The sequence below is a fragment of the Levilactobacillus zymae DSM 19395 genome, from assembly GCF_001434115.1.
Taxonomy (GTDB): Bacteria; Bacillota; Bacilli; order Lactobacillales; family Lactobacillaceae; genus Levilactobacillus; species Levilactobacillus zymae.
Window position 1 is genome coordinate 19,004 of sequence record NZ_AZDW01000027.1, and the last position, 16,255, is coordinate 35,258.

Consider the following 16,255-nt stretch of genomic DNA (forward strand, 5'->3'; position numbering starts at 1 on the left):
TCAATAGTTTAACCAGACCGAACCTATTTCTGCCGCATGAACTTACGCCGATAGATGCGCCGTCCCACCACCAAAAACGCGATTAACACCAGGGTCGTCACGGTGAAGAAAATCAACAGGACCCACCCCTGGTACTTGAAGTAGTTCCCCAAGACCACCCGATTCTTGCGGGTGAAGTGGTAGCGCGGCACCCCGGCCGCATCCGTCCCAATCGTGACGGCCTGTCCGTTCAATAGGTAGGTCCCCCGGCGATAGGCAAAGGTTGCCGACGCGCTGGTCAGACTGGTTTGCAACCGTTGCTGCGGGTCATACCAGGTCACGGGTAACGCTTTGACCTGGCGTAGCGTAGCCGTTAACTGCCGGGCCGAGGTCGGCATGGGCGTGGTAATGGCCGTTGGGAGGGCCAGTTGATCCGGTGTGAGTTGCCCGTCACGTTGGGTCTGCAACGACCGCAACGACAAACCAAACCAGGTTCGCTCGTAGGTCGCGCCTAAATTATCGCGTTGGGCGTAAACCGGTCCGGTCGGGTTGGGCAACAATAAAACGTCGCTGGCCCGTTGCAGGCCGTGGCGCCGCAACAATTTATCCTGGTTCCAATACGCCGGCGCGCTGAGTCCCACCGGAATCACCTGGCGCTGGCCTAACTGGTTCAACTGGGCCACCATCAATTGCTCTAAAGTGTTGCCGCTCTTGGTATCCGCGGCGTGCACGGTCGGGGTCTGCAGAAAGATCACCCCGTTATCCCGCTCGATGGCGCGTAACGTCCGGGTAAAGTCGCTAAACCCTTGCAACGCCGTGTTATTTGCAACGGTGGTGGTACTGACGGCAAAGGGAATGTTAGCGGCCGCCAGTTGCTGCCCCAATTGCCGCAGCCGCCGCAGATTGCTATACGGCGTCACGCCGGTAATCGTCAACAACGGGTGCTGCGTCCCGGTCTGGTGGAACAACGTGGCCACCGTCCGCATGGCCAGAATCAGGCTTAGACCATCGTTGGCTAGATACGGCAAGTACCCGTAACGGTCCCGCACCGTTCCGTAAGCGTAGGTCGTCTGGTCGGTGCCCTGGGCCCGTAATTGCCCCAACTGGTGGTCCGCCTGTCCCGGTAGCACCGTTAGATTTTCGCTAAACGGCAAGAGTTGCCAACTATTCCCCGCACGCAACGTGAATTGTTGGTGGTACCGGGTTTTCGGCGTCGCGTGGAGATGCCGGGCTTCCGCGGCACTCAAGTTTTGACCGATGTGCAACTGACGCCCCGTGAAACGGTCCCGGTCCTTAGTAAACGCCGCGTTGTGGCCGTGACCGGACGGCCAATCGACCAGCGTCACGACCCCCTGGTATTTCTGGGTGGTCAGTTGGCCGGCGTGATAGTTGGTCAACGCCTCGGTCTGCGTTGGCACCCCCACGCTAGCCAATAGCCGTTGCAACGTGGCGATTTTAGCCGGTCCGCCCGCCCGTGGATTACGGGCATCGTAGACGATCAGGACCCGTTGCGTTTTGATCTGGGATTGGGCGTGGGCCCCCGCATTATTCAGGAACGTCACCCCTAGCAATAGGCTAACGACCAGTCCCACTAACCCAATAAACCGTCTAGTCATCGTCAATCACCTGCCGATCATCCGCGTGCCAGAGGCGGTGATTCAAGAGGTCCGCCACCAAGATCAATAGGGCTAAATCCAAACTGATGGGGGCCAGTAGGAGGTTCTGCGCCAGGTTGGTGACCCCGGTGGTCAAAATAACCAGTAACGGGACCAATAGCAGGTTTAACAGTAGCCCCACCACCAAAAAGAATCGCACCACGCCGTAGGTTCGCTGTTGGCGAAGGTCGTTATAGGCCCCGACGCCAAAGACCATGATCAAAGCGACGACCAGCAACGCATCGAAGGCAAACCGGCGCGGGAAGAAGGCCCCGGCCGTGGTGCTTGCCAGCGTAAAGAATTTCACCTGGGCCCCCCGAGCGTGCCCACTATGGGGCGGATAATTTCCCACCGATTTGACCTGCGTCGCCATCAGATTGGCCGCCGCTAGGTCGAGTAATTGGCGTAATTGCCGCAAATGATGGACGTAATAGGTCAGCACCCAACCGGCCCCCACGTAACGGGTCAGATGTTGGCGTACGTAGCGGGTATCCGGGCTTAATTCGGTAAAGTTGACCGGATAGTAGTCGTTTTCCCGCATCAGCGCAAACTGCTGACTCACGCCCTGACGGGTCAATGCGCTGCTCGGGTCCTTGGTGTCGTGCAAGACACCGTGCGTAAAGGCTTGGTACCGATTGATACTCCGTTGTTGCGGCGTGAGCGCCAAGGCCATGGTCACCCCGCAGGCCACTAGGACCGTCAGTCCCAGCACCAATCCCAAGCGTTGGGCCGGATGGCGAAAGACGAAGAACCCACCCACGGTCATGATCACGTAACTTACCGTTAGCGTTGCGTTCTGCGGTTGACTGGTGATCAACAACGCCGCGCTCAAAAAGTACAAACTCATCAACCGTCCCCGGTACGTGGTGGTCCGGGGCAAGAGCAGGAGACTCCCCACCATGGTCATGGCCGTGATCAGCAGGATGGGCGTCACGTAGAAGGAATTGAAGGCTAGCGTCAACGACGTGTCGGCAAACACCAACACGATCACCGCCGCTAAAACGTAACTACGGATCCGCCGGTACGGCTGCGTTAAGGCCCGGGTCAGTAGCCCCACGGCCCCTACGAAGGGAAGGTAATAGACCAAGCCCAAGAAGCGTAAGTCAAACCGACTGGTACTAAAGAAGAGTTTATTTAATCCAATGGCCAGTCCCACGAACAGCCGTTGCGATGAGAAACCGCCCCAACCGGTCGCCCGCACCTCATCGTAATAGCGCATCAAGCCGAGTTGCGGGTTGAGATACCCCACTGTCTGGTAGCCGCCCAACGGGTAAAGACCGTTGTTGGCCAGAATTTGGGCAAACCCACCGTTGTCGGCTAGGCCGTGAATGGGCGGAATGAACAACAGACCGCCCACCACGATGGCGGCAAACAACATGGCAAACGTCGCCGGTGATAGCCACCGGGTCACGCGACGACCGGTGCGCTGACTAAATTCTTGAAGTCGTGACATGCTGCTCCCCCTCCTGCTTAATAATCGGCCGCGTTTAAGGCCGTCAAATTGTTAAAGGAATAACTTTGGCCGCTCTGGGCGTTGCCGATTCCCCCCTGAATCGCCACGTGGCTGGTGACCTGGTCCTGCCAGACCAGCGCCATGGCGCGGCGATAATTAGGCCGGTCGTTGACCGTTGCAAAGATCATCGCGGCTAGGGCATAGTTGGCCGCCGACTGGCCCGAATCGCTAACGCTGCCGGCGGTGGTGTAGCCGTTGTACAGTTTCTTATCTTTGACCTGTTGTTGTAGCCAACTCTGGCTGGCCGTTTTTAGTTTGCCGATCTCGGCCAGATGCAGCAGCACTTCCAGGGCTTCGGACGTGTTCAGGGCCCGGTCGCTATAGGTCAGTTGCGACCAGTTGAAGCTGGACGCGTAGAGCGGAAAAACGTTGCCCAGGTAGCCGCCCCGAACCACCTTGAGCTGTTCTTGATAAGCCTTGCGTCCGCTGGCACTGCCCCGTTCGTAAAATCCGAGCGTTTTAAAATCGATATAGGCCAAACTACTGGTCTTGGCCGTCTGGCGACTTTGCGGGTTGTAGTAGTCGTAAACCTTCCCGCCCTTCAGCGCGCCGGCCTTAAGGGTCGCAAAGTGGTTCGCCGCCGCTTGCCGGTAACGCGTCGTGTGGGTCAGCGCGTCGTACAAGTTTAGGGCCTTAATGATCCGCAAGTCGTCCAACGTCGCGTTGACCGCAAAGCGCTTTTGATTCCGTGGATCGTAACGGTAACTAAATTGGCCGTGGTCACCAAAGGTCTTCACCGTGGCCCGATAGAACGTGCGAAACGCCGCAAACTGGTGGTGGCGGGCCAGGTAAATCAGCCACATCCCCGCCGATTCACTCAGCATTTCGTGGCCCGTCGCACTCCCGGTCTGGCGCGTGTCCGTGTCCACGTAATTGGTGTAGAGGCCTTCCTTGGTCACCAACCGATTGGCGATAAAGCCCGCCAGTGAGGTCTGGTGTTGCCGGTCCTGACGCGTATGTAAGATGGCGTTGGTTTTCAGAAATACCCGGGGTGACTGCTGGGGCGGCGTCATGGTCTGGGGCCGACTCCGACAACCACCCAAAAGGAGCAGGAGCAACAGGCTACCTAGTCCCAGCCAAAATTGTTTTCCCATTATTCAATGACCCCTTTATTTTATCTAGTGCGAAATAGTTTAGTTAACGCTTTCACTTTAACACGGTTTTCCCCGCGATGAAAACCGTCTTAGTTAGTTTACCGAAAAAAAGCCGGCTGACCAACCCCTAGGGCTAGTCAACCGACTTTGGACGCAAAAATCGCATCACTTCATTATTAATCCTGAAATACTGTCGCCGCGATGTGCTTACTGCGCACGTTGCGACGCCGGGCCTCCCGGTATAAAAAGAGGTAGACCTGCCGGGCCAACGCCGTGTTCGCCGTCATTTCGTTATCGGCGTCGGCGATGGCTTCCTGGGTCTGCTTGGCGTGATCCCAATTGTCCTTAGCGGCATCAATGGTGGCCAACAGTTGGTCGTCGTACGTGCTGCGCAACGCCTTTAAGTGGCGTTGCTGCTTCCGTTTCTTTTGTCCAAACATGGGCGTCACCCTCCTTACATTTCGGTCCGGCCCTCAACGGCCTTAAACAGGGTCATTTCATCGGCATATTCGATATCGCTCCCCACGGACAGGCCGTGAGCCAAGCGGGTGACCTTGATGCCCGCCGGTTTGATCAACCGCGACAAATACATGGCCGTGGCTTCTCCTTCCGGCGTGGCGTTGGTGGCGATGATGACTTCCTTAATCGCCGGGTTCTTCTGGAGCCGGTTGATCAGACTCGTGATGTTCAGGTCTTCCGGTCCCTTACCTTCAATGGGCGACATGACCCCGTGTAAAACGTGGTACAGGCCGTGGTACTCCTTCATGCGCTCCATCACCATGATGTCCTTGGCCTGTTCGACCACCAAGACGTGCGATTGGTCGCGGGTCTTGTCGGCACAGATGGTACACGGGTCACTTTCGGTGATGTTGCCACAGATCGAACAGAAGTGCAGATCCCGCTTCGCCGAGATCAGCGCCTTAGAGAACGCCGTCACGTCGTCTTGCGCCATATCAATGGTAAAAAACGCCAACCGCGTGGCCGACTTTTGCCCGATACCGGGGAATTTCATGTAGCTATCGATCAGCTGCGCAATAGGTTCTGGATACTGCATAGTCTCGTCCTTTCAACTTAACCCGTGAACGGCTTACATGCCGGGAATGTTCATTCCTTGGGTGTACTTGCCTAAAGTTTGCTTCGTTTGTGCTTCGACTTGGCCCAAGGCGTCGTTCACGGCCGCCACGACCAGATCGGCTAACATGTCGGGATCGTCCGGATCGATGGCTTCGGGCTTGATGGTCAAGTCCGTCATCTTCCGTTCGCCGGTAAAGGTCGCCTTGACCATGTCGTCCGGTGACGTGCCGGTGAAGGTTTGTGCGTTTAACTCGGCTTGGTCCTCCGCCATCTTCTTTTGCATCTGCCGCATCTGTTTCATCATACTACCCATGTTACCCATATTGCCCATGTTCCGCATGGTCATCCATCCCTTCAAATTTTAATCAGTTTTGATATCTACAATGTCCTTACCAAAGAGTTCTTCGGCCTTGGTCACCACCGGATTCGCTTGGGGCGGTTGCGGTCCCGCATCGGTAGGCGCCGCGTCCGGAGTCCCGGTCGCCGGCGTTGCCGCGGCTTGGTCCGCTTGGCTCGTTGCCGGTTGGGCCTCCGCGTGGGCCTTCAATTCACCCTTGTGCGCGGTCAGATAATTCTTGCGAATCTCCGGCCACTGGTCCTTAGGCACGAACACGATTGGCAGGGCCGTCCCCACCATCCGGTCCAGCCCATTCTCCAACGCGTCGGTCAATTCCTGGTCGGTCGTGGCTTTCTGGTACAAGAATGAATAGTCAAACGCCACGATGACCCCGGAATCCGCCGCCGCAACGGGCTGTGACACCTTCATCACAGCTCGCTGGGTCACGGTCAGACTGTTGAGCAGGTCCGGCCAGACCTCTTGGAGCTGGTTGAGTTTCTCTCTGGTCGCCGCCCCCAAGACCGGATTGATCTTTGCGAGGTTGACCTCCTGAGTCCGCGCCGCGTTGACCCGGGGTTTGGCCGCGGGCCGAGCGGCGGGTTTGGCCACCGGGGCCTGTTCCAACTGTTGCACGGCGACTTTGAGTTGATCCACCTGGTGCTGAAGTGCCGTAACCGCATCGGCCGCCGCCGGGGTGCTCGGGGCCTCACCAGTCGGTGCCGCAGTTGGGCTAGCACTCGCGCCCTGAGTCCGCCCAATCTCAGCCAATTTAATGGTCAGAATTTCCAGGTAAACGTCGGGATGCGTGGTAAACCGCATCTGTTGTTGGATCGCGTTAAGTTCGTTGATCATGGCGTACATGGTGGCCGCCGGGGTCTTTTGGGCCAGTGCCTGAAAATCGTCACTGACACTGCCCATCTCGGCTTCTTCCACCAGTTTAGGTGCCTGTTGGTACAGTAACAGGTCCCGCGCGTAGCTAATGATATCTTCGGTAAAACGTTCGGCGTCCTTGCCGGCCTCTAAGACCGACTGGAGGGTCGCTAAAGCGGCCTTGGTATCGCCACTCAGGACCTGTTGCACGTAGGTCGCCAACAGTTCGTGGGTGACGCTCCCGGTAACGAGCAACGCGTTGTCTAACGTGATCTCGTTGTCCCCGAAGGACAGGGCCTGGTCTAAGATACTCAGGGCGTCTCGCATCCCCCCCTCGGCGGCCTTGGCAATCACTTTGATGGCTTGCTCGTCATAGGTCACGTGCTTTTGGTCCAAGATGTAAGTCATTCGGTGGTAGCTATCGCTGGCCGCAATGCGCTTAAAATCGAACCGTTGGACCCGCGAAATGATGGTCGCCGGAATCTTGTGTGGTTCGGTAGTGGCCAGGATAAAGATGACGTTAGCCGGCGGTTCTTCCAGGGTCTTCAGTAACGCGTTGAACGCCCCGGTCGAGAGCATGTGCACTTCATCGATGATGTAGACCTTGTAGTCGGCCACCGTGGGCGCGTACTTGACCTTGTCGCGGATGTCACGAATCTCCTCGACCCCGTTGTTGGACGCCGCATCGATTTCGATCACGTCGTTTAAGGTCCCGGCCGTGATGGCCTTGCAGGTCTCGCATTCGTTGCAGGGCTCCCCGTCTTGTTGATGGTGACAATTAATGGCCTTGGCAAAGATCTTCGCGGCCGAAGTCTTCCCGGTTCCCCGCGGACCGGCGAACAGATAGGCGTGACTGATTTGATTAGTGGTAATCGCGTTTTTGAGAGTACGGGTAATGACTTCCTGACCGATCATATCGTCGAAACGTTGCGGTCGCCAGACCCGATAAAGTGCTTGGTACGCCATATCATCTGTTCCTTTCTACCTTTAATTCGTTAAAAATTCGCTGCTCACTATTATAGCCTTTTTCCGGGGTCGCTGTCACGTCTTCGCCCAGTCAATTTAGGGGAAATTAAGGAGTCGGTGCACCGTTAAGCCGTGGTCACAGTCCAGCGACCGGTCCGCCATTAAGTTAATCGGCACAACAAAGGTGCCCACCAGTCGCCACTGGTGGACACCTTTCGTAGAACGAGTCGTTAACCTTATTTTTGTTTATACCCTAAGTTTGGAATAGCATTCCAGCGGTCTGACAGGTAGCGCACCACCATCTTCGGTTCGCGGTCGCGGGTGAAGATGCCCTTCTTGTTCCCTTGGACCCGCTGAATCCCAAATTTCGTTTGGAAATCGGCAAAGTTCCAGAGTTGTTCGCCCACGAAGTTGTCAAACTCATCGAAGACCTTGCTGGTCATCCGGTAGTAATCCTCCTGGTATTCCTCGGAGAACGGTTCGCCGTAGTTACTGTGCACCCCGGCAATCGTGTCGGTCCCGTATTCCGTGTACATGATAGGTTTATCCGGATAGAGTTGTTGGTAAAGCGCCAATTCGTCGCGCGTGGCGGTCTCGGCCTTGGCAAGATCCCCGGTATCCACGTACCAGCCGTAGTACCGGTTCAACGCAATCACGTCGACCAGCGAAATGCACTTGTCAGTCTTGGCCGTGGTCATCATGATACTGGTGTAGGTGCAGGGCCGGTTCTGTGGATCAAGCTCACGGGCCAGGTCGAACAGCGGCTTGAAGTATTCGTAAGCCCCGTCCGTGAAGTTCGCGGCCTCGTTAGCAATCGACCACATCACCACACAAGCGTGGTTCTTGTCGCGATCGATCATCTCGCGGATGGCCTGTCGGTGCGCCGGTGCGGTCCGCATGACCTGCCAAGTGTTATCCTGTTTACCGCTCAGATCGAACCCAAAGGTCGCAAATAGGCCGACCGCGGGAACTTCATCGATCACCACGATCCCTTCCCGGTCGCACAACCGCATCATTTCATCGGAATACGGGTAGTGTGAGGTCCGAAACGAGTTAGCGCCCATCTTCTTCATCAAGTTGAGGTCCAGCACGTTCGCCGGTAAGTTCAACCCGCGACCGTGGATGGCCGAGTCTTCGTGCTTCCCAAAGCCCTTGAAGTAGAACGGTTCGCCGTTAAACAAGAACTGGCCGTTGGTGACTTCGATCTTACGCACACCGAACGGTTCGTCGTAGCTGTCCACCACTTGGTCGTTCTTCAACGCTTCCACCCGGGCCGTGTACAGGTAGGCGTGGAGGGGTTGCCATAAGTGGACTTGTGGCAGCGTCAATTGGGTGTGTTTCCCGGTGCCCGTGGCTACCGCTTGACCGGTCGCGTCCAGTAACGTGACCCGCACCCGGTCGACGTCTCCCTGGGTCGCCACGCGCGTATCGATGGTGGCCTGGTGCTGGGCCAAGTCAACTTCCGGCACGACGGTCACGTCGGCCACGTAACTCTGCGGCGTGGTGTAAATTTTGACCGGCCGTTGCAGGCCCGCGTAGTTGAAGAAGTCAAAGTTTTCGTCGAGGTGCCGCACTAATTTGCCGTCGGCGTCGTGGGTCTCGTCGTAGTGGGCCACCGGCAAGCTACTAAAGTCCAACATGTTACTCAGCTTGACCGTCAACCGGTTTTCCCCGGCGACCAGGTGATCATTGATGGCGACTTCAAACGGCGTGAACCCGCCCTTGTGATGGGTGATCTCCTGGCCGTTTAGATAGACCCAGGCCTCGTGGGTCGCCGAACCGAACCGCAAGACCAGCCGCTGGTTCCGCAGAAAATCGGCTACGTTAAAGGTCGTTTCGTACCAGACGTAGCCCACGTGTTCGCGGACCTTTTGTTGGGCGCTTTGGTCGTTAAACGATGCGGGAACCGCCATCACGTCCGTGGTCGGCAGTGGCACCGTGGCGTCAATCAGGGCGCCTTCGGTCTCTAACATGAATTTCCAAAGTCCCGAGAGATCCAGGACGGTTCGAGTCGGGGTAGTCGTGGGATAAAGCATAGGTGATAACCTCCAAATAAGTCTAGATTTCGGTGGCTGACTTGTTCCGGCCACCGGTTATGGGTACACTATAGCTAATTTAGTTCGTTGGTGCTTGTCAAAATCTGCGTTATTTTGTTAAATTGTGTCTTTATGTAATCGGTACCAAGATTGGAGTGTTTCCTGTGTCTTCCCTTACCACCACCGCGCGACTCATCCAAACCACCCTTGGCCTCGATGTGCGTTGTTACGATACCCAAGACCAACTGCTTTTGAGCCTCAATGATCCCGCGCGAACCACGCCTCACCGTCCCCATTTTCCCCAACTCACGACCATCACCCACCTGACCCACTACACGGACGGCTGGCGGCTCAGCTACTTGATCGTTCCCCTGACGAATGGCACTTGCGTAGTCGGTCCCTTTACCACCACCGCGTTGACCTCTCAGGTCGTCACCACGGTTTTGGCCCAAAACCACCTGACCGTTAGCGAACAACATCAGCTGACCCAACTCTACGACGCCTTGCCCATGCTGAGTGCCGCCGAGGTCCAGGCGACCGGGACCGTCGTGGCGACCCTATGGCACTACCCACCCCTCACCACGTCCTGTCAAACGTTAACGGTCCCGCTGCCTACCCTGAGTAATCCCCTGCCGGCAATCGATTCGCCCCGGTTAATTGAACAAAATTATCGGACGGAAGCCCAACTCATGGCCACTATTAGCGCTGGGGATACGGCCGGAATCAGTGAGTATTTTCGTCCCATGACCGCCACCTTGACCCTCTTTCAAAATCGACTACCGAACCAACCCCTACGTTCCTGTAAAAACATGTGTCTGGTCAGTAACACCATCAACCGCATCGCGGCACGTCAGGGCGGGGTGCATCCCGCTTACCTCGACCGGCTCTCAGAGAAGTACGCTCGTTTAGTCGAACAGCAGCACACCATCGCCGGGCTTAAAAAACTAACGGTGGCCATGCTGACGGACTACACCCAACTGGTCAAGGATCACGCCACCACGGGATACAGTCCCCTGATCAAACGGGCGGTCGACTACGTTCAGCTGCACCTCGGCCACCCGTTACGGGTCAACGACATCGCCACGACCCTGAATGCCAGCCCTACCTATCTTTCTCGCCGGTTTAAGGCCGAGACCGGTCAGACGCTCACCGCCTTTGTTCACGCGCAACGAATTCACAGCGCCCAGGTTTATTTACTCAACACCACCACGACCGTCACGGAAATCGCCCTTTTAGTCGGCTTTCCCGACCTAGCCAGCTTGACCAAGCAGTTTAAAGCCCTGACCGGCCAGACGCCCAGTGATTACCGCAAACATCCCCAGTTTCAGCCGAGAGACTAGTGTTGATTAGTCCTGCTCGCGTTGGCGGCTATCCCTGGCTTATCCACTACCGTAGCTGAAACGTGCTTCCCAGGGGCAACGGGTTCCGCTTAACCCTGCTCGCATTGGCGGCTATCCCTGGCTTATCCACTACCGTAGCTGAAACGTGCTTGCCAGGGGCAACGGGTTCCGCTTAACCCCACTAGTGAATTCATCCCCAAAGACCGGGGATAAATCCCCTAGTGGTCTTAATGCTCACCCGCTGACCGCCCCTGGACGCACTCTTACCGGCTAAACGCCCTTCGTCACACTCTTGTATACAAAAAACGTCCATTCCCTTTCGAGAACGGACGTGCTTAATTGCTCAATAACTTGAAGCACAAAGTGAAACAGACTTAGTGCTGCTTCCTTCCGGACCTGACACGATTCGTGAGCCCACCCTTGCTTCAAGGCCTTAACGGCAAGTACTAGTGTATCATGATTTAGAAGACGTGTCTAGCGACTTTTCAGCCGCCGCTTTGCGGGCCTGCTTGGCCGCCTTTTGCCGGCGCCGGGCTTCCTTGAAAAAGGTCACCAGTCGTTCACCGGCCGCCTTCGCCATTAAGCCCTCGTAGACCGTGACCGTGTGATTCAACCGCGAATCCGTCAGCGTGTTGTACAGACTGTCCACCGCCCCCGCCTTGGGGTCACGGGCGCCGTAAAACACCGTGGGAATCCGGGAGTTGATAATCGCCCCACTACACATCAAACACGGCTCGATGGTCACGTAGAGTTGGCAATCTTCCAACCGCCAACTCCCTAAGGTCGCACAGGCCTCTTCGATGGCGCGAATCTCGGCGTGTAAAGTCGCATCGTTGGCGTGTTCGCGGAGGTTGTGCCCCCGACCGATGATCCGTCCCTCGTGGACGATCACCGCACCAATTGGCACTTCCCCAATCCAAGCCGCGCGGTCGGCTTCGAATAACGCTTCTCCCATATAGTATTGCTGTGCCGCAGAATAAGCCTTTTGTCGCATTCGCGCCCACCTCCTAATTTCATAGGTTAGTTTTGCGTACTTTCCAAGATATAGTAACCCTTATCCTTCTTTAAGATCTGGCAATTACCAAACGTCTCGGTCATGTGCTTCTTAGCCGACGGCGCGCCCTGCTTCTTCTGCAGGACCACGGTCAGCGTCCCGCCGGGCAAGAGGTGCTGCGCGGCGTCCGTTAACATGCTGGTCACGACTTCCTTCCCGGCCCGAACCGGTGGATTGGTCAAAATGGCCGCGTACTTGGTCTCGCCTAGAGCCGCGTACCGGTCGGATTCGACGATCTGCACGTTGTCGATCTGGTTCGCCGTTGCGTTTTGGTGCGCTAACGCCAGGGCCAATTCGTTGACGTCGGCCATGGTCACTTGCCGGTCCGGGTACTTTTTGGCCAGCGCCAAGCCGATTGGGCCGTAGCCGCAGCCCAGATCCAACCAGTCGCCGGCCGGGGTCTTATCGGCGTTAAACGCGTCGAGTAACACCCGGGACCCATAATCTACGCGCGCCTTCGAGAAGACCCCGTTGTCGGTGGTAAACAACAATTCGTTACCTAATAGGGTGAACGGCCAGTGGCGTTCTTCGTGTACAACATCCGGATTTTGTGTATAATAGTGATTAGTCATTTTCTCGACCACCTTTTAGGTTTATTTTACCGTAGTTTTTGGACTGGTGGGAAATAAAATAAAATTAACGCGCTAAGCACTATATTTAGTAGTTATTGTATCCTTCAACCACTAAATATGGTGCTTTTTTCGATTGAAATTTCGCCAATCTGGTGTACACTAAACACATTAGAAACAAATTTTAGAGGATGTGGCAACTATGAAAGTAACGATTTATTCCAAAAATAACTGTATGCAATGCAAGATGACCAAGCGTTTCCTAACCGAACACAACGTGGCCTTCGAAGAACGTAATATTAACCAAAACCCCGAATATGTCACTTACTTAAAGGCGCAAGGGTTTCAATCGCTGCCGGTCGTAGAAGCCACCGGGCACAAGGCCTTTTTTGGCTTCCGGCCAGACCAACTGCAACAAATTGCGGGTTAATTAACGTTCCGACAACCCCGTCTTGGCGACGTCGTTTCGGCTGACGTCGCTTTTGTTTTGACTAAAATTTGGTGTGAGAAAGGAAGAGCGCTTTATGAGCCTTAAGGATCTCAAAGACGTCACTTATTACGATTTAAATAACGAAATCAACATCCCCGTGGATGGCCAGATTCCGTTGAACAAGGATCAGGAAGCTTTACAGGCCTTCCTCAAAGAAAACGTGGAACCCAACACCAAGACCTTCGCGTCCTTAAAGGACCGGTTCGACTACCTGATCGCCGGGAACTACGTGGAACCGCAAGTCATCAACCAATACCCGTTGAGCTTCATCGAAGACCTCTACGCCTACCTGAAGGCCCAAAACTTCCACTTCAAGTCCTTTATGGCCGCGTACAAATTCTACGCGCAATACGCCTTAAAGACCGACGACAACGCCTACTACCTGGAAAACTTCATCGACCGCGTGGCAATGAACGCCCTTGACTTTGCCGGTGGTGACCAACAATTGGCCCACGACTTGGCCGACGAAATCGTTCATCAGCGCTACCAACCAGCCACCCCCAGCTTCTTAAACGCTGGCCGGGCCCGGCGTGGCGAATTAGTCTCCTGCTTTTTGATCCAATCCACCGACGACATGAACACCATCGGGCGGACCATCAATTCTGCGTTGCAACTGTCCCGTATCGGTGGTGGGGTCGGCATCAGCCTGTCCAACCTACGAGGGGCCGGTGACCCGATCAAGCACATCGAAGGCGCCGCTTCCGGGGTCGTGCCCGTGATGAAGCTCCTCGAAGACAGCTTCTCCTACTCTAACCAACTGGGGCAACGTCAGGGGGCCGGCGTGGTCTACCTGAGCGTTTTCCATCCCGACATCATCGCCTTTTTGGGCGCTAAGAAGGAAAACGCCGACGAAAAGATTCGGCTGAAGACCTTATCGCTCGGGGTCACGGTCCCCGACAAGTTCTACCAACTCTGTGAACAAGACGCCGACATGTACCTGTTCAGCCCGTACGACGTCGAACGGATCTACGGCAAACCGTTCTCTTACGTGGACATCACCGCCGAATACGATAAGATGGTCGCCAATCCGGACATTCACAAGAAACGGCTCAAGGCCCGGGAACTGGAAACGGAAATCGGTAAGCTGCAACAAGAATCCGGTTACCCCTACATCGTCAACATCGACACGGCTAACCGCGAGAACCCCATTCAGGGCCGCATCGTGATGAGTAACCTGTGTTCCGAAATCATGCAGGTCCAAACGCCAACTACCTACGACAATAAGCAAGAATACGAAAAGCTGGGGACGGACATTTCCTGCAACCTGGGGTCGACCAACATCGTTAACCTGATGGCCTCCCCCGACTTCGGGCACTCCGTGGAAACCATGGTTCGGGCGTTGACCTTCGTGACCGACCATTCCGACATCGACGTGGTACCGTCCATCCAACACGGTAACCAGCTGGCCCACACCATTGGCCTGGGTGCCATGGGACTGCACAGCTACTTTGCCAAGAACCACATGATGTACGGTTCCAAAGATAGCATCGCCTTTACCAGCGTCTACTTCATGTTACTGAACTACTGGACGTTAAAGGCCTCCAACCAGATTGCCAAGGAACGGCACGAGACCTTCCACAACTTCGAAGCCAGCAAATACGCCGACGGCTCCTACTTCGACCGCTATACGGAACACGACTGGCGGCCGGATAACGCCAAGGTTCAAGGCCTCTTTAGTGATGTTTGGTTACCGTCGCCTGCAGACTGGGCCCAACTCAAGGCCGACGTCATGCGTGACGGGTTGTATCACCAGAACCGCATGGCCGTCGCTCCCAACGGGTCGATTTCCTACATCAATGACACCACGGCCAGCCTGCACCCAATCATCAACCGGATCGAAGAACGGCAGGAAAAGAAGATTGGGAAGATCTATTACCCGGCACCGTACCTGAGTAACGACACCATGCCGTACTACAAGTCGGCCTACGATACCGACATGCGCCGGGTCATCGACGTCTACGCGGCTGCTCAAAAGCACGTGGACCAAGGGATGAGCCTCACGTTATTCATGCGGTCCACGATTCCCGCCGGCCTGTACGAATGGAAGAACGGCCGGACCGACAAGATGACCACGCGGGACCTCAGTATCCTGCGGAACTACGCTTACCGTAAGGGCATCAAATCGATCTACTACGTGCGGACGTTTACCGACGACAACAACGAAGTCGGCGCCAACCAATGTGAAAGTTGTGTTATCTAGGACGGTAAAGGAGTGCAAACTATGGCAGCAATGAATCAAGACGGTAACTACGAAGCGATTAACTGGAACGCCGTGTCCGACGAGATCGACAAGGCGACCTGGGAAAAACTGACCGAACAATTCTGGCTCGACACCCGGATCCCCGTGTCTAACGACTTGGACGACTGGCGGACCTTAGACACCGACCACCAGTGGGTCGTGGGGCACGTTTTCGGCGGGCTGACTTTACTGGACACCCTGCAGTCCCAAGACGGCATGGCGGCCCTGCGGCGAGACGTGCGGACCCCGCACGAAACGGCGGTCCTCAACAACATTCAATTCATGGAATCCGTCCACGCCAAGAGTTACTCGACCATCTTCTCGACGTTGAACACGCCGGACGAGATCGACGAAATCTTCAACTGGAGCGATACCGAAGAGTTCTTGCAGAATAAGACCAAGCGGATTTACACACTCTACCACGACGACGAACATCCCCTGAAGAAAAAAATCTCCAGCGTCTTTCTGGAAACCTTCCTGTTCTACTCCGGCTTCTTCACGCCGCTGTACTACCTGGGGCACAACAAGCTCGCCAACGTGGCCGAGATCATCAAGTTGATTCTGCGGGACGAATCCGTCCACGGCACCTACATCGGCTACAAGTTCCAGTTAGGCATGAAGGAACTGGGCGACAACGAACAACAGGCCATGAAGGACTGGATGTACGATTTCTTGTACAAGCTCTACGCTAACGAAGAAAAGTACACCCACCTGATGTACGACCAAGTCGGCTGGACCGAAGAAGTCCTGACCTTCATTCGCTACAACGCGAACAAGGCGCTGATGAACCTGGGACAAGATCCCCTCTTCCCAGACACGGCCGAAGACGTGAACCCGATCGTGATGAACGGGATTTCGACCTCCACGGCCAACCACGACTTCTTCTCGCAGGTCGGTAACGGTTACCTGTTAGGGAACGTAGAAGCCATGAACGACAGCGATTACCAGATTGGCGAACCGGACGACCCGGAAGATCCACAACAAAAATAATCACACCATGACTAAATGGCCCCGCCTAAGCACAGTTGCTTAAGCGGGG

Annotated in this window: 14 protein-coding genes and 1 other RNA gene; 4 read left to right on the forward strand and 11 right to left on the reverse strand. The window is 55.7% G+C overall.

The window, feature by feature from the left end; translation table 11 throughout:
- Window positions 1–23: 23 nt before the first annotated feature.
- The 8 genes from FD38_RS06095 to uidA all read right to left on the reverse strand — a co-directional run bounded on the left by FD38_RS06095 (window position 24) and on the right by uidA (window position 9,524).
- Window positions 24–1,595, reverse strand: a complete 1,572-nt coding sequence (locus tag FD38_RS06095; protein WP_057732333.1) for a hypothetical protein — start codon at window positions 1,593–1,595, stop codon at window positions 24–26.
- Window positions 1,588–3,087, reverse strand: a complete 1,500-nt coding sequence (gene wsfD, locus FD38_RS06100) for a glycan biosynthesis hexose transferase WsfD (RefSeq protein WP_057732335.1) — start codon at window positions 3,085–3,087, stop codon at window positions 1,588–1,590. Before wsfD ends, FD38_RS06095 begins: the two co-directional genes overlap by 8 nt.
- Before the next feature lie 17 nt (window positions 3,088–3,104).
- Window positions 3,105–4,241 carry a hypothetical protein gene (locus tag FD38_RS06105; RefSeq protein ID WP_057732337.1) on the reverse strand — a complete coding sequence of 379 codons (1,137 nt, stop codon included), beginning with the start codon at window positions 4,239–4,241 and terminating at the stop codon, window positions 3,105–3,107.
- 176 nt (window positions 4,242–4,417) lie between these two features.
- On the reverse strand, window positions 4,418–4,681 hold the full coding sequence (locus FD38_RS06110; RefSeq protein WP_057732339.1) for a YaaL family protein: 264 nt from the start codon (window positions 4,679–4,681) through the stop codon (window positions 4,418–4,420).
- A 14-nt stretch (window positions 4,682–4,695) separates the two neighbouring features.
- Entirely contained in the window at window positions 4,696–5,295 is a 600-nt protein-coding gene (gene recR, locus FD38_RS06115) for a recombination mediator RecR (RefSeq protein ID WP_057732341.1), read from the reverse strand.
- A gap of 33 nt (window positions 5,296–5,328) precedes the next feature.
- Complete coding sequence (locus FD38_RS06120) at window positions 5,329–5,646, reverse strand: YbaB/EbfC family nucleoid-associated protein (RefSeq protein ID WP_057732397.1); 318 nt, start codon at window positions 5,644–5,646, stop codon at window positions 5,329–5,331.
- A gap of 30 nt (window positions 5,647–5,676) precedes the next feature.
- Complete coding sequence (gene dnaX / locus FD38_RS06125) at window positions 5,677–7,488, reverse strand: DNA polymerase III subunit gamma/tau (protein WP_057732343.1); 1,812 nt, start codon at window positions 7,486–7,488, stop codon at window positions 5,677–5,679.
- A 236-nt stretch (window positions 7,489–7,724) separates the two neighbouring features.
- On the reverse strand, window positions 7,725–9,524 hold the full coding sequence (gene uidA / locus FD38_RS06130) for a beta-glucuronidase (RefSeq protein ID WP_057732345.1): 1,800 nt from the start codon (window positions 9,522–9,524) through the stop codon (window positions 7,725–7,727).
- Window positions 9,525–9,688: 164 nt separating this feature from the next.
- Here uidA and FD38_RS06135 point away from each other — a divergent pair, with 164 nt between their 5' ends.
- On the forward strand, window positions 9,689–10,864 hold the full coding sequence (locus tag FD38_RS06135; protein ID WP_057732346.1) for a helix-turn-helix domain-containing protein: 1,176 nt from the start codon (window positions 9,689–9,691) through the stop codon (window positions 10,862–10,864).
- Between the two features lie 345 nt (window positions 10,865–11,209).
- On the opposite strand, the gene ffs is transcribed toward FD38_RS06135, so the two are convergent.
- The 3 genes from ffs to FD38_RS06145 all read right to left on the reverse strand — a co-directional run bounded on the left by ffs (window position 11,210) and on the right by FD38_RS06145 (window position 12,490).
- An RNA gene (gene ffs, locus FD38_RS12585) (signal recognition particle sRNA small type) lies at window positions 11,210–11,296 on the reverse strand.
- A 22-nt stretch (window positions 11,297–11,318) separates the two neighbouring features.
- Window positions 11,319–11,858 carry a tRNA adenosine(34) deaminase TadA gene (gene tadA / locus FD38_RS06140; protein ID WP_057732348.1) on the reverse strand — a complete coding sequence of 180 codons (540 nt, stop codon included), beginning with the start codon at window positions 11,856–11,858 and terminating at the stop codon, window positions 11,319–11,321.
- 26 nt (window positions 11,859–11,884) lie between these two features.
- Window positions 11,885–12,490 carry a class I SAM-dependent methyltransferase gene (locus tag FD38_RS06145; RefSeq protein WP_057732350.1) on the reverse strand — a complete coding sequence of 202 codons (606 nt, stop codon included), beginning with the start codon at window positions 12,488–12,490 and terminating at the stop codon, window positions 11,885–11,887.
- 199 nt (window positions 12,491–12,689) lie between these two features.
- Between FD38_RS06145 and FD38_RS06150 the strand changes: the two genes are divergently transcribed.
- The 3 genes from FD38_RS06150 (at window position 12,690) to nrdF (ending at window position 16,206) form a co-directional block, all read left to right on the forward strand.
- Window positions 12,690–12,917, forward strand: coding sequence for a redoxin NrdH (locus tag FD38_RS06150; RefSeq protein ID WP_057732352.1), 228 nt, complete (start codon window positions 12,690–12,692; stop codon window positions 12,915–12,917).
- A 94-nt stretch (window positions 12,918–13,011) separates the two neighbouring features.
- Window positions 13,012–15,177 (forward strand): class 1b ribonucleoside-diphosphate reductase subunit alpha, encoded by a 2,166-nt coding sequence (gene nrdE / locus FD38_RS06155; RefSeq protein WP_057732354.1) that lies wholly within the window; start codon window positions 13,012–13,014, stop codon window positions 15,175–15,177.
- A gap of 30 nt (window positions 15,178–15,207) precedes the next feature.
- A complete protein-coding gene (nrdF, locus tag FD38_RS06160) occupies window positions 15,208–16,206 on the forward strand; it encodes a class 1b ribonucleoside-diphosphate reductase subunit beta (RefSeq protein ID WP_057732399.1) in 999 nt (332 codons plus the stop codon).
- The last annotated feature ends 49 nt before the right edge of the window (window positions 16,207–16,255 follow it).